Annotated in this window: 17 protein-coding genes; 7 read left to right on the top strand and 10 right to left on the bottom strand. The window is 47.5% G+C overall.

The window, feature by feature from the left end:
* The first annotated feature begins 137 nt into the window (after window positions 1-137).
* Window positions 138-959, top strand: coding sequence for a DUF2884 family protein (locus BUB81_RS05985; protein ID WP_073320994.1), 822 nt, complete (start codon window positions 138-140; stop codon window positions 957-959).
* 102 nt (window positions 960-1061) lie between these two features.
* Here the strand turns inward: BUB81_RS05985 and BUB81_RS22460 are convergent, their stop codons facing one another.
* From BUB81_RS22460 to zapD, 4 genes are all read right to left on the bottom strand, one after another.
* Complete coding sequence (locus BUB81_RS22460; RefSeq protein ID WP_073319774.1) at window positions 1062-2369, bottom strand: methyl-accepting chemotaxis protein; 1308 nt, start codon at window positions 2367-2369, stop codon at window positions 1062-1064.
* Window positions 2370-2804: 435 nt separating this feature from the next.
* Entirely contained in the window at window positions 2805-3668 is an 864-nt protein-coding gene (locus BUB81_RS05975; protein WP_073319771.1) for an aspartoacylase, read from the bottom strand.
* Between the two features lie 7 nt (window positions 3669-3675).
* Window positions 3676-3900 carry a DNA gyrase inhibitor YacG gene (yacG, locus tag BUB81_RS05970; RefSeq protein WP_073320990.1) on the bottom strand — a complete coding sequence of 75 codons (225 nt, stop codon included), beginning with the start codon at window positions 3898-3900 and terminating at the stop codon, window positions 3676-3678.
* A 2-nt stretch (window positions 3901-3902) separates the two neighbouring features.
* Window positions 3903-4658 (bottom strand): cell division protein ZapD, encoded by a 756-nt coding sequence (zapD, locus tag BUB81_RS05965; protein ID WP_073319768.1) that lies wholly within the window; start codon window positions 4656-4658, stop codon window positions 3903-3905.
* Between the two features lie 306 nt (window positions 4659-4964).
* Between zapD and BUB81_RS05960 the strand changes: the two genes are divergently transcribed.
* The 3 genes from BUB81_RS05960 to BUB81_RS05950 are packed head-to-tail and all read left to right on the top strand — an operon-like array spanning window position 4965 to window position 5999.
* On the top strand, window positions 4965-5270 hold the full coding sequence (locus BUB81_RS05960; protein WP_073319764.1) for a DUF883 domain-containing protein: 306 nt from the start codon (window positions 4965-4967) through the stop codon (window positions 5268-5270).
* Between the two features lie 5 nt (window positions 5271-5275).
* Window positions 5276-5737, top strand: coding sequence for a hypothetical protein (locus tag BUB81_RS05955; RefSeq protein ID WP_073319762.1), 462 nt, complete (start codon window positions 5276-5278; stop codon window positions 5735-5737).
* On the top strand, window positions 5730-5999 hold the full coding sequence (locus BUB81_RS05950) for a hypothetical protein (protein WP_073319759.1): 270 nt from the start codon (window positions 5730-5732) through the stop codon (window positions 5997-5999). The genes BUB81_RS05955 and BUB81_RS05950 overlap by 8 nt, the downstream gene beginning before the upstream one ends.
* On the opposite strand, the gene coaE is transcribed toward BUB81_RS05950, so the two are convergent.
* From coaE to BUB81_RS05920, 6 genes are all read right to left on the bottom strand, one after another.
* Entirely contained in the window at window positions 6000-6626 is a 627-nt protein-coding gene (coaE, locus tag BUB81_RS05945) for a dephospho-CoA kinase (protein ID WP_073319756.1), read from the bottom strand.
* Window positions 6627-7502 carry a prepilin peptidase gene (locus tag BUB81_RS05940; protein WP_073319754.1) on the bottom strand — a complete coding sequence of 292 codons (876 nt, stop codon included), beginning with the start codon at window positions 7500-7502 and terminating at the stop codon, window positions 6627-6629. It abuts the gene before it with no gap.
* Between the two features lie 63 nt (window positions 7503-7565).
* Window positions 7566-8783 carry a type II secretion system F family protein gene (locus tag BUB81_RS05935; protein ID WP_073319751.1) on the bottom strand — a complete coding sequence of 406 codons (1218 nt, stop codon included), beginning with the start codon at window positions 8781-8783 and terminating at the stop codon, window positions 7566-7568.
* Window positions 8784-8849: 66 nt separating this feature from the next.
* Window positions 8850-9281, bottom strand: coding sequence for a pilin (locus BUB81_RS05930; protein ID WP_073319748.1), 432 nt, complete (start codon window positions 9279-9281; stop codon window positions 8850-8852).
* A 227-nt stretch (window positions 9282-9508) separates the two neighbouring features.
* Window positions 9509-10369: a carboxylating nicotinate-nucleotide diphosphorylase gene (gene nadC / locus BUB81_RS05925; protein WP_175555773.1), complete on the bottom strand. Its 861-nt coding sequence runs from the start codon at window positions 10367-10369 to the stop codon at window positions 9509-9511.
* A gap of 13 nt (window positions 10370-10382) precedes the next feature.
* The gene (locus BUB81_RS05920; RefSeq protein ID WP_245819125.1) at window positions 10383-10904 is read right to left on the bottom strand and encodes a retropepsin-like aspartic protease family protein; all 522 of its coding nucleotides are present in this window, start codon (window positions 10902-10904) and stop codon (window positions 10383-10385) included.
* Between the two features lie 90 nt (window positions 10905-10994).
* On the opposite strand from BUB81_RS05920, the gene ampD reads away from it, so the two are divergent.
* The 3 genes from ampD (at window position 10995) to BUB81_RS05905 (ending at window position 13758) form a co-directional block, all read left to right on the top strand.
* Complete coding sequence (ampD, locus tag BUB81_RS05915) at window positions 10995-11561, top strand: 1,6-anhydro-N-acetylmuramyl-L-alanine amidase AmpD (RefSeq protein ID WP_073319743.1); 567 nt, start codon at window positions 10995-10997, stop codon at window positions 11559-11561.
* A gap of 1 nt (window position 11562) precedes the next feature.
* Entirely contained in the window at window positions 11563-12423 is an 861-nt protein-coding gene (gene ampE / locus BUB81_RS05910) for a beta-lactamase regulator AmpE (protein ID WP_073319740.1), read from the top strand.
* Window positions 12424-13005: 582 nt separating this feature from the next.
* Window positions 13006-13758: a GntR family transcriptional regulator gene (locus tag BUB81_RS05905; RefSeq protein WP_073319737.1), complete on the top strand. Its 753-nt coding sequence runs from the start codon at window positions 13006-13008 to the stop codon at window positions 13756-13758.
* Window positions 13759-13772 lie beyond the last annotated feature (14 nt).

Here is a 13772-nt window from a genome sequence, read left to right as displayed (position 1 = left end):
GGGTTGTTCGGCGTTTCGTCGTTGTCCGAAAAATCACGCTTTCCTTACCGGGTAAAGACGCCGAGGATTCAACCGAATTTTTAGTGATCTGGTCTAAAGCCCCTTTTCATTTTACTGCCAGGTTTCAAAATAAGGGCATGAAATTCTTCTTCATTTCTTTTTGGCTCCTGGTCATCAGTGTCGTTAGCAGTGCGTTTCAGCCTGCCTATGCCCACTATGCTTGTGATGTCGACCTCAATTACGGCGTCGTGGTTAACGACAATCAACTGCGCGTGCTGAAAAGGTACCAGACTCTTTATCAGATTAACGACCAGCAGCAATTGTTTGTGGCTGGCCATTGGTTAAAACTGACACCTGCACAAGCCGGGTTGGTGCAAGAGTATGCCGAGGGGCTACATGCGCTGGTTCCTCAAGTGACATTGCTGGCCACCATTGGGATTGATCTGGCAACGGACACGGTACAGCAGATGTATGAAAGCCTGGTGGGAAGTGACCATGACAGTTATGAGCGGCTGAATGTCGCCATCGACAAAATCAAACATCGCGTGCGTAAGAAGTTCCGTTATGCCAGAGCCAACTATTACATTGGCCCCAGCTCCAGTAACTTGAGTGACGAGTTTGAGGATGATGATTTCGGTTTGCCAATTTCAACCACACTGACCACTTCTGCGGGGGCTATTCTTACTTCCCTAGGCAGTATGGATTCCGACAAACTGGCTATCGATAAACAAGCGATGGACAATATTAACCAGCAGTTAGCGCGTTATGCGTTAAAAACCGGTGTGGATGGCCCGCCAGCCCAAAGTACACTGGCACAGAAGGCCAGGTGGTATTGTGACTATTTTGCGCGTCTTGATGCCATGGAAGCTGAATTGCAAATGACCATTCCGGAAATGGCTCAGCTGAATCTCATCGATATCCAGTCACACAGTGAAGAAAACGCAACAACTGAGCGCTAACATGCTCAGATGTTAGTTGTGCGTTTCCCCAAACAAACAGCAATAAAAAAGGCGCTGATACAATCAAGCGCCTTTCTGAGTTTTCTTGTTTAGTGAAGTAGCTTACTTAGTTACAATGGATGACACTGATTGCGACACGTTTTCAGCGCCTTTCAGTATTTCATTCATGACTTCCTGAACCTGAGCAATTTGCTCATTATTTTGCTCAACGTTGGTTTTCACCTTCGTCATTTGCTCTGTGGCCTGTGAGGAGAGTTGTTTGTTCTCGTTTACCACAGACTCAATCTCGATGGTCGACTCACTGGTACGACTGGCTAACTGACGTACCTCATCGGCAACAACGGCAAAGCCTCGACCCTGGTCACCCGCACGTGCGGCTTCGATAGCTGCGTTTAGGGCCAGCAGGTTGGTTTGCTCAGCGATGGCGCGGATCGTAGACACGATCTGTTCAATGTTGCCGGATTGCTCATGAAGCTTCGTCATCAGTGCGCTGGTGGTGTCCACTTCGTGCTGAGTTGCATCTGATACATTTACCGATTGATGTAGTAAATCGCCACCTTGTTTCGCAATTTGTGCAGTTTCTTCTGCGGTAGCGAATGCCAGCTCAGCGGCTTGTGCAATCAGGTTCTTTTCTTCAACCTGTGCGGTGACATTGGTGGCAAACTTAACCACTTTGAACACGTTTCCGTCTGGGCCTTTGATCGGGTTGTAGGTAGCTTCGAGCCAAACCGTATTGCCCTGAGAGTCCTTGCGTTCGAACAAACCGGACTTATGCTGGCCGCTTGCTAGTTGCGACCAGAAGCCTGGGTTTTGTTCTAAGAACTCGCTAGTACAGAACATGGCGTGTTTTTTACCTTTGATTTGCTCGAGGGAATAACCGACGGTGTTCGTAAAGTTCGTATTCGCGGTAATAATGGTACCGTCTGGCTCAAACTCAATAACGGCCATAGACGTGTCGAGCGCTTTACTTACTGCCTTTAATGCACTCGTTTCCATAATTTTTGCTGTTACGTCAAAGGCAATTTTGAGCACTGAGGTAACGCGATTGTTGGCATCTTTTACCGGAATGTAAGTGGCTTCCAGCCAAATGGTCTCACCATTGGCCTTGCGACGATCAAACGTACCAGTCTTGCTTCTTCCATCCCGAAGTTGTTGCCATAGTGCTGCGTATTCAGGGGTATTGGCGTAATTGCCGACGCAAAACATGCTGTGATGTTTGCCCTGTAGGTCTGCTTCGCTGTACCCCATTGCCTGTCTGAACAGCGAATTAGTCTCTAAAATATCGCCGTTTGGGGTAAATTGGATGGTAGCAACGCATTGCTTAATGGAATCAATAATATGAAGCTGCGCATCAGCTAATGCTGTAAGCTTAGCGACTTCAGCCTTGTGTGTGGCTAAAGATACGATCATGAATTACACCTCAGTAGTACACTCCAAACTTTCATCCATGAAGGCGCATCTTTTCGTTAGTAACCCACAAGCGCCATTGCTTCATTCAGAGATTGTCGTTGTTGCCCACTGTTTTTCTATGTACAAACAGTTCTTATTCGCAAATCACGCACACATTATTATTTTTGATTTATTGTGATAATTTACATTTACTTTACTTAATAAAGTTTAGCATTTCTTTTGCAGTCGACAATTCGCCTAAAGAATAGTTTTTATAAGAAAATTCAATTTAGTTATAAAAACAGGGGTTAATACCTATATAACTATTGGGAATCACCTAATTTCGCTGCTTTTTTGTTCGATACGATGAAGTTTGAATAGCTTTGATTGTTAATGAAAAGTTGATGTTTTTGTGGAGAAGTGGTAGAGAGGTCCTACCACTGCAGATTGCTAAGATTAGAGCTGTGTTTTTACTGCCGTTGCAAAGGCAACATGAAGTTTGTGGTAGGCGGCTTCGTTTATAAAATGCGGATACACAGTATCACCGTGCCAGACTTCCGTGCTGCCATCGAAGTGCTGAAAGATGGGCATGCCCTGGTCAAGTTCAGCGAAGTCCCGGTCCTGTAATTGCGGGTGTATCATGGCTAGTCTATGGCCTTCCGTATCCAGTGGATACTGAATGTTTTCGATAAATCGAAAGGCATCACAGCTCGGCAATGCGGGCACGGCTTGTTGGTTGTAAAGCTGAACAAAAGCTAAAATGACTTCCGCCATTTTTTCGGTGAGAGAATACACATCTGCGCGAAGTAAACCCTGTGGTTGCGCGCCTACTTCAATCATCAGGCCGCGTTTGCCAAGCGTACACAGATAAGGGTGTTCCTGAGGCTGCTTTTCGTCTTCTACTAAAACGTTAGCCTCTGGCATATGGTGTTTAACATATCTGGCAAGCTGCACGTGGAATTCGTCGGCTTCCAGAATGATTAACGTAGCGCCCATACTGCTGGTTGTATTGTGTATGTCGATAACAAGATCAAAGTCGGACTTGCCTTTAGGACCCAGTGTCTCATTCAACTGTTGAGCAAGACGCGCTTCAAGGCAAGTTGGAGAGGCTGACAGCTTTTGTGGAGTAAACTGGCGATTTAAGTCTTCTTCCAGAAATCGAACATTGGCGTCCATTGCCGCGGTATTGGCAAATAAACAGTCTATGTCCAGATCACTGAATGCACCTGGTATACCGTGTCTTATCCAGTTACTGACTAACTGAATTCCGCTCATTTCATTGCCGTGGGTGCCCCCGACAATCGCAATCTTCTGCAACATATAACCTCTAGTGTTTAAAAAAGTCATCCTGCTGTTGGGCGAGCATGGCTTCGATTTCCTCAATGTCTATTTCTTCGGGAGACGGCGTTTGCGCTGGCGTTGAAATGACTTTTTCTTCTGACGCCCATTCACCAAGGTCAATTAACTGACATTTTTTACTGCAAAATGGACGGTATTCACTTTCTTGAGACCAGACCACATCAGTCTGGCATGTTGGACATTTTACTTTCACGGCTAACACGCTGCTATATCAAATTGTACATGTTGTTCTACTGCGCCTGAGCGCCCCTCAGGCGGATTAAAATACATAAATCTAAGGGCGTAACGGTATTTATTACCACTTAACGTCGGATAAAAATCGGTACCACTTGCGCAGCGAATACGGATCAGTTCGTTTTTATCGTCGGCGACACCCTGATAGAAACCATTGTTTGCGGTTTCTGTTGAATATACCGAACGCTCGCGCAGGAACGACAGGGTAATACTGATTGCTTCTTCGGTAAGGGCAAAACATTGGATCCACTGTTTAACATCTTCCTGTCGCTGAGCAATTGGCAGGTGCATCCAGTAGTGCAGGTTGGGTAAATCGAAACTGCAGGTTGCGCCGGGAATCGCAAAGCGCTGGCGAATGCTGGCCAAAAATTTGTCGTCCTTTAAGGCTGCACTGATTTTCTTACTCTGCTTAAGGTTGTCGCGAATAGTGATAATAGTGCGCAGGGTTTGTTGCAGAGCGTCGTTGTCGATATTAGGTAACTGAGACCAATGCACCAGATTCTTTTCGTGCATATCCAGGTCCTTCACTATATCGGTACGAATGTCGATGCGTTCGAACAAATCTAACAGCGTGAATAACTGCTCGAAGAAGTACAGCTGCATGCCAGCGTCCAGGCCTGACGCGCCCGCTTTAAGTTGCCCCATTAGCTGCTCGATACGCAGGTAATTGCGAACTTTTTCTTTCAGCGGAAATTCATACACTGTGAAGTTTGCCATTCAATTCCTCAGTACCGGTTTATCTCAACAGACTACCAGTCCGGCCGTAAATTTTCCAATACATCTGGGTACTAACCCAGTGAATATGCCAGCATTTGCGCTAAGTGGATTGTGAAGCTTTTACAAGTCCATTGGCATTATTTTCCCAATTGGGAAAAGAGTATAAAGCTAAATTTGAAATAGTTTAAGTATTTCAATTAATTATGTTTGATTTAGTGACTGGAATAACGATTGCATTGTTAACAACATGGTAAACGCTCAGGCGATAACCATACCGATGCTTAATTCATCTACAAGGAGTGATTTATGGCTACGTCAAAACGCGCTACAAATGGTGCAGACACATCAACACATCCCATGACCGATAAACTGCAGTCAACGCTGCATGAGTCTGTCGATACGTTGGCCGAAAAGGCCGGGAACGCAGAAGCGTCAATGCGGGAAACATCATCGGCAACGGCCGATAATCTGGCCGCCCGAAAACGGTTGGCCAAGCAGAAGTGGCAGCAATCAAAAGTACGTAACTACGCGGTGGAAAATCCACTTGCCGCGGCAGGTATTGCGTTTGCTGCGGGTATGTTGGTAACAACATTGCTGAAAAAATCGAAGTAAGCACTATGCAACCAGCTAACGATAACATGTCAGCCTACACAGAGACGAAAACAGACTGTGCAGATGCGCAGCAAACCGCGTCCACTCCGGATCCTACCGTCGAAGAGATTGTAGAATTGGCTACGGACGCTTTGCATGCCAAGCAATATGAGTGGTCTGTTAAGTGGGCGTGGGTAAAGGCTGAAGCCAGGCTTGTCAGAAAATCCATTTTGGTTACCGCACTGGCAACACTGGCAGCCTTTGCACTGGCATGTTGTTGTTGGTTGCTGGTCAACATAAGTATTGCTGCTGCTTTACATCACTTCGCGGTTCCGCTGGTCGCAATCGCACTTGGACTGCTTTTTATTAACGGCGCACTGTGTTGGTTAGCCTGGCGAACAGCGTCAAAGGCGTTAACACTGGTTTCACTAAGCCGTATTGTTGAAGTATTCACCGGATCTAAACAAGAGGCGGTATCAGATGATTAATTTCCTGTTGCGAAAGGAACTTACAGAGCGTCAAAAATGGCGGGAGCACGCCACAGAAGCGGCGGAAATCAGTGACTACTGCCGTGATGAAGCAATAACGGCGGCAACGCAATGGCTGGCAACCCCAGCCGGGTTATTAAGTAGTTTTTCACTTGGTGTGGCAAAGGCCGGGCAGGAGTCTGATCCTGGAACATCAAAAGGAAGAAAGCGTCATGCCCTGTGGCGGTTTGCACAAACCGTCGCCCGTTCTCAGCTTTTGTAATTAGTTAGATTGCGATGCTATTGCCTGATACGTTGCGTGCAAGGCTTTCACCTGCTCACGGGTATGTTCGGGCGTAAGGCTGTTGTCAATCACGTCATCAGCAACGGCGAGACGCTGTTCTCGTGTAGCTTGTGAGGCAATAATACTTCTGATAATGGTTTCACTACTGCCATCACGCTGCATGGCACGAGCCACTTGCATGTCTTCCGGGCAGTCCACTACGGTCACTCTATCGACCATGCCAGTCAAATCGTTTTCAATTAACAATGGTACCGCCAGAATGCCATACGACGACTTAACGTTTGCTGCGGCCTGTTGCATTGCATGACGAATACGAGGGTGCAGGCAAGCATTTAACCAGGCTTTTTCTTCTTCGTTACTGAATACGCGTTCCCGCAGAGCAGCGCGGTTTAGTTCTCCTGATGCAGTGACAATACCTGAACCAAAATGTTCAACGAGTGCGCTGAGGCCTTCACTCCCCGGGGCAACCACGTCGCGGGCGATGATATCGGCATCGACAATGTCGACACCCAACCGGGCAAACGTATCGCTTACCAGTGTCTTACCGGAGCCAATGCCGCCAGTCAGGCCCACAAGGAAAGGGCGGCTTTGCGCAGATACTGCCATTTAGCTGAATACCCAATTGAAGTACGCAGTTTTAATTTCTTGCTGATAGAGCAGGGCTATCCAGCCCGCAATGGCGAGGTACGGACCATAAGGAATGGCCAGGTTTTTACCCTGACGTTGTTTAATCATGATCACCACACCGAAAATAGCACCCACAAACGATGACAATAACACGATAATCAGCAGGCCCTGCCAACCGGTGAATGCACCCAATGCGGCCAGCAATTTGAAATCACCGTAACCCATGCCTTCTTTACCGGTAAGTAATTTGAATAACCAGTAAATACTCCACAGAATCAAATAACCAAACGCTGCGCCCAGAATGGCATCCTGTGGGGAAACAAATACGTGATCAAGACTTAGTAGCAAGCCAAACCACAATGCGGGCAGAGTGAGTTGATCGGGGAGCAGCATTTTGTCCAGGTCGATAAAGGTCATGGCAACCAGCAACCAGGTTAATACCACGCCGGCCAAAGCCGCTTTGCCAGGGCCGAAATGCATAGCAATCCACACCGATAGTACCGCAGTAAGCAGCTCTACCAGCGGATAGCGTATAGATATGGACGTTTTACAGCCGGCACAACGCCCGCCGAGTATGGCGTAGCTGATTAAAGGAATATTCTCCCAAAAACGGATTTTGTGTCCGCATTTAGGGCAGGTGCTGTCGGGTTTAACTAAATTATAGCGTTCAAAGACTTCTGGTTTGTCGTCGGGGTGAAAGTACCCCTGATACTCCTGTTTCCAGGCCCGCTCCATCATGATGGGTAATCTATGAATGACCACATTGAGGAAACTGCCAATCATCAGGCTGACAATGCCTACCATGCTGTAGAAGAACCAGGGCGAAGAAAGACTCAGATCAATAATAGGTTGCATGTGGCTTCGTCGGGTATGAAAACTGGATTAAAAACTAACGCAAGAATAACACCTTAGCAGGCGTTACACTACCATACCCATTTGGAAGATTGGCAAATACATCGCAACGATCAAACCACCAATGACCACGCCCAGCACCGCCATGATCATAGGCTCCAGCAAGCTGGTTAGCCCGTCAACCATATCATCAACTTCCGCCTCGTAAATGGTGGCTATCTTACTGAGCATTTCGTCGACCGCACCGGATTCTTCACCAATGGCAATCATTTGCGTCACCATGTCGGGGAAGACATTGGTGCCGCGCATGGCGGTATTCATTTGGATACCACCTGCGACTTCTTTTCGAATAAACAAAATTGCATCGCGATACACCGCGTTGCCCGATGCGCCAGCGGCTGATTCGAGAGCGCCGATAAGCGGTACACCGGCCGCAAACGTGGTTGCCAGTGTGCGGGTAAAGCGGGCGATTGACGCTTTTTTCAGGATTTCGCCAATCACCGGAACTTTGAGTAATTTAGCATCAATACTGTCGCGTAGATCTTTGGACTTGGCGTAATATTGTTTGAACAGGTAACCGGCTACCGCCATGCCGGCGGCGATAAATACCCCAAAGTCCTGCACGAACCTCGAAATCGCCAGTACAAATAAGGTAAAGGCAGGGAGTTCAGCGCCAAAACTCGAGAAAATCTCTTCAAACTGAGGCACAACGAAAATAAGTAGTACAGCTGTAACGATAAAGGCGACCACTAATACCGCGATAGGGTAAAACATGGCTTTCTTAATTTTAGACTTTAACGCTTCGGCTTTTTCTTTGTAGGTAGCAATTCGGTCGTAAATGGTTTCCAGTGCACCTGAGTGCTCGCCGGTTTCAACCAAATCGCAGTAAAGGTCATCGAAGTGTTTAGGGTGTTTGCGCAGCGCTTTTGAGAGTGGATTACCGGCTTTTACCTCATCACCAATTTGCGTGAGTACTTTGCGCATCTCGGCTTTAGCATGGCCCTTTGCCAACATGTCGATGGTTTGAATCAGCGTAACGCCGGCGGCCAGCATGGTAGCTATCTGACGCGAAATAACACACACATCAGCGGCGGTTATTTTTTCTCGCCCTTTGCCAAACATTGGCTTGGACAGTTTTCTGACTTTGGTGGCAGAAATGCCCTGGCGACGTAACAGGTTTTTCGCTTCCTGAATGGACTTGGCACTGGTCTCGCCTTTGATGGTTTGACCTTTCTGATTTTTACCCTGCCAGGTATAGGTTGTCAGTGATTCTGTTTTGGCCATGTAATTTCCACCTGTTCAGAAAGCAAAAAGCCCAGCTTAAACTGGGCTTTTGATTATGTCATCTGATTAGCACAGTGCTGCGTCAGAACAAGACTCTGCCCAGGTTACTTTACCAGTCGCCGCGTCAAGTGTTGCAGTCAGCGTGTAAGTCTGGCCAGACAGACCGCTACCTGTAATTGCAGTGGCAACCAGAGTACCAGAAGTAGACGAGGCCGCTGTCCAGGTTACAGAGTTAACCAGGCCGCTAGCAGTAGAAATATTAGCTGGAACACCATTTGAACCGGCACCACATGAAGTTAAATCCAGTTCAGTTTGAGCACAGACTTCGATGCCAGTTTTGTGTGCCTGAGTGGCCAGTGTTACTTCAGAGAAACGCGCTTTAGTGGTGTAGTTCTGATAAGCCGGTAAGGCTACCGCAGCCAGAATACCGATGATAGCTACAACGATCATCAATTCGATTAAGGTAAAACCTTTGTTATTCAGTTTGATATTTTGCATGGTCACATCTCCGGGTCGCGTAAGCGATAACAGTCATTTTGCATAAAGTTTAAAGTTGATACCTGGTTCGTCGTCACTTACGTCCCCGGTACTTGATTCTCAGTATAGAACCATCTAAGCATCTGACAAGTATTAGAAATTATACTCATGTCTATATTTGCTGCCATGTAGGGTGTATGCGTTTATACCTAACACTCTGCCAACTGATATCAGGGTCGCCAGAGGCCTTACAATACCAGCCTTAGCGACAGATCAATGGCACTCACGTTCTTGGTTAATGCACCCGATGAAATAAAATCGACACCCAATGTTGACAGGGTTGACAGACGCTCAGACGTTACATTACCTGAGACTTCCAGTTTACAGCGTTTTTGGTTAATGCTAACTGCGCGTTGGATCTGTTCGTTGGTAAAGTTGTCCAGCATCACAATGTCGGCCCCTGCATCGATTGCTTGTTGCAGCTCGTCCAGTGATTCCACTTCCACTTCCACCGGTTTACCGGGTGCCAGTTGTCGCGCATTGGAAACGGCTGTAGCGATGTTGCCGCAACCGGCGATATGGTTTTCCTTTATAAGGAAAGCATCAAATAAACCAATACGGTGGTTTTTACCGCCGCCGCAAGCGACTGCGTATTTTTGGGCCAGACGCAGGCCAGGAAGTGTTTTACGTGTATCCAGAATGCGCGTTTCACTGTTTTCCAGCAAACTGGCGTAATAAGACGTCACCGTTGCCGTCGCTGACAGCAGTTGCAAAAAGTTAAGTGCAGTGCGTTCTGCGGTAAGCAATGCGCGAGCTGAGCCTTTTAAGGTAACGAAAGTGGCGTTCGCTTCAACCTTGTCGCCGTCCTCTACCATCCAGTGCTGTTCAATTGTGCTGTCGACCAGCGTAAACGCGGCCTTTGCCCAGGCTACACCACACACAACACAGTTTTCGCGGGTAATAATTGTGGCGGTTGCCTGTTGAGAGGCAGGGATCAGGTTTGCGGTAATGTCGGCACTGGCATCGGCATTTCCACCGAGATCCTCGGCCAATGCAGCGGTAACCTGACTGTTGATTTCGTCCTGAGAGGGTAAAGGTTGTTGGCTCACAATAGCTGTCTTCTTAGTTTAAGGTACGCAGTATTAAGGTGTTTCCACGCTGGGTAAACTCGAGCTGCTTCAAAGCGCTCATGCCAAGTAATACATGGCCGGACTGCATGCCTGGGTTAATATTGGCGTCGACATTATACAGGGTTATTTGCCCAATGCTGAGTTTGTTGATCTCTGTTTGGTATACCGTGACGGTGCCATTGGCTGTATTTGCCAAGCCAGCCCTGCCTCTGGTTAATCCCAGCTCACCGGCCAGACTGGCGGGCACGGCAACATCTGTGGCGCCGGTGTCTACCAGAAACACCACGGGGATATCATTTATGGCGCCAGTTACCACATAGTGACCTTGTTTATTTTGCACCAGATTCACAGTAATCTGATTGCCCTGAAAGGCACTTTCCGGCTGACTATTCGGATTGATTTGCTTTTCCAGCAGGTCACTAAACACATAAATAAGCAATGCAAATGCACTGACCCATGCCAGGATCAGCATCCACTTGGCTGCTCCGTTGTGTTGGTTGTCAGCAGAGGTCATACCGGCTCCGGATTTTTGTTGTGATTATAATGCTTCACTGTCACACTATCCCACATTGCTGAGAATGGGTACACGCTACACAATAAAGGTATGGAAAATCAATCAGAAGCGATCACTTATTCCGCGGCTTTACGCAAAGCCTCGCCGTTTTATGACGAGCGCCCGGATGCGGCAGATGTCAGCTTGTTAGTGATTCACAATATTTCGTTGCCACCCGGGGAGTTTGGTACGCCAGGCATAGAGCAGCTCTTTACCGGGACTATCAACCCCGATGACCATCCTGTGTACCCGGAAATCGCGCATTTGAAGGTGTCTGCGCATTGCGTTATTCGTCGCAACGGCGATGTCGAACAATACGTGCCTTTTAATTATCGGGCGTGGCACGCCGGGGTGTCGTCATTTCAGGGCAGACAAAAGTGTAATGACTTTGCCATAGGCATAGAAATGGAAGGCACCGACGTGTTGCCGTATACAGATGCCCAATACAACAGCCTTATAAAGGTAAGCAAAGAAATCCTAAACCAATATCCGCTGATTACGCTTGGCAGGGTAGTGGGGCATAACGATATCGCACCCGGCAGAAAAACTGACCCGGGTGTCGCTTTTAACTGGCCAGCATACCGACAAGCGCTGGCTGCAATTCTGCAGGACCGATAACATGATATTGATCAGTGTATTGTTAGTATTGGCAATAGAGCGCTCGATGCGCAAAACGCCAGGCTGGCATATTGAGGCCCACCTGGCGAAATACCTGGACTGGGCGCAATCGCAATCGTGGATCAATAAACAATCTGCGCAACTCAGATTGATTATTCAGGTTGCGCTTCCGGTTGTTATAACGTTTGTTATTGCACAATGGGTATTTAGTGGATTTATCAGCTTTGTTTTACAAAGTGTGCTGTTGTACCTGTGTTTAGGCAGCGATAGGTTAAGAGATACGTACAAGTCATTCTTGCAGGCAGCAGAGCGAGGCGATTTAGAGGCCTGTCATTTATACACGGAACAACTAGGCCATTGCACCGCTTTGGATATTGAAACTGACGAAAGCCAGCAAGGCAAAAGTTTCGGTCAGCATTTACTGTGGTTGAACTACCAGCACTATGCCGCGGTGATTATTTGGTTTGCCGTGTTTGGTGCAGCCGGCGCTATTCTTTACGTTACCAGCCGTGAGTGGTACCGCTTAACCTGTGAAAGTGCCGATGAACGCGCCGACAGACTGGCTACCTGGATGCATATTCTGGATTTTGTCCCGGCCCGCATTACCGCTTGTGGTTTGTTGTTAGTCGGTCATTTTTCCCGTGCAATGCCGGTATGGCTGAAATACTTAACACATTCTGCGGTGCCTGCAGAGGTGTTACTGACGGAGGTGGCGTCCAAAGCCGAGGAAGTGGAACTAAATGACGAACAGTCCCGCGACCCTGCGTGTGAACCCAAAGCGCTGGTTACATTAGCGAAACGCAACGTTATGCTGATTCTGGCTGTCATTGCAGTGTTAACCATGTTGGGGTTAATTGATTAAAACCCTATCGCAGCGCAGTAGTTAACCTACACCATTAAAAACGCCGCTTGCTTAGCGGCGTTTTTGCATCCGGTTTCTGCCGACGGAATGTCGTCCAAGTATCTTCTGATGCCATTTTCTATTTATTGCCAACCAGCCTGACTGCGTAGGCAAAACAGAAAGTTTGCCTATGCAGCACGGGATTCGTTTAACAATTGGGGAAACGAATCCTATTTCAATAGTGGTATGACTGCATAAAAACCGCAATTTTATGCAATTGGTAATGTAAAACTGTCTGGCTAAATTTTGTACCCAGGTGTATCAAGCGTGATTAAGTGTAGGATTATTACCGATTTATACGGGGTAAAACAGCTTGTACGACCAGTTGGTATTGCAAATATTTATTAAATATTTCAAAAGTTAAGCAAAATGTAAAAGAGTCTTTATAAAACTCTATCTATGCTTACTATTTACCTGAGTGATAATCTGCACTACACTAAATAGATAGGTAAAATGGTAATACCAATTTTGAGCGCAATGTGAGTTTGTTTACAAAATCATCGATTACGCGCTTACAAGGATTATTGGCGGAGCGCTGACTGGATGCAACCCGGACGTAGAAAACTTGCTGATGTGATCACGGAACAACTGGAATCAATGATTCTGGACGGATCGTTATTAGCCGGTCAAAAACTACCACCGGAGCGTGAACTTGCCGAGCAATTCCAGGTATCTCGTCCGTCGTTACGCGAGGCTATTGGTAATCTTCAGGCTCGCGGCCTGGTTGAACGCAAACAAGGTGGTGGCACGTTTGTCAGCCGTCAGTTGAATGCGGCAATGACCGACCCGTTGATGGCACTAATTAGCGGACGTCCTGAAACTCAGTTCGACTTGCTTGAATTTAGACACGCACTGGAAGGAATGGCAGCTTATTACGCAGCACTTCGAGGACAACCAGAAGATTACGCGGCGTTGCGCGAGGCGCTTGATAACATGCCAATGCCCGGCCGCAGTGAATGTAAGCGGGAGCAGGCCGAATGCCTTGGACGCTTTTACGTCATTATGGCAAGAGCGTCACACAACATGGTGTTATTACACGTAATGAGCACCATGCAAACCATGTTGGTAGAAAACATTGAGCGCAACCTCGAAATGCTGGCTTTACATGCCAGTGAAGAGGCCGGGCAGGACATAGCCCGCCAGCGTAAAGAAATAGTTGAAGCAATTGCCAGCCGCGATCCAGAAGCGGCAAGGCAAGCCTGTAATGCTCACCTCGCTTATATCGAGAGAACGTTGCTGGCAATTAATCAACGCGACAGCCGCGTACAGCGGGCGTTGCGAAGACTGGAAATTTGACCTGACCTTCGGGC

The organism is Marisediminitalea aggregata (assembly GCF_900129565.1).
Classification (GTDB): Bacteria; Pseudomonadota; Gammaproteobacteria; order Enterobacterales; family Alteromonadaceae; genus Alteromonas; species Alteromonas aggregata.
This window is presented reverse-complemented; position numbering and strand designations above follow the sequence as displayed.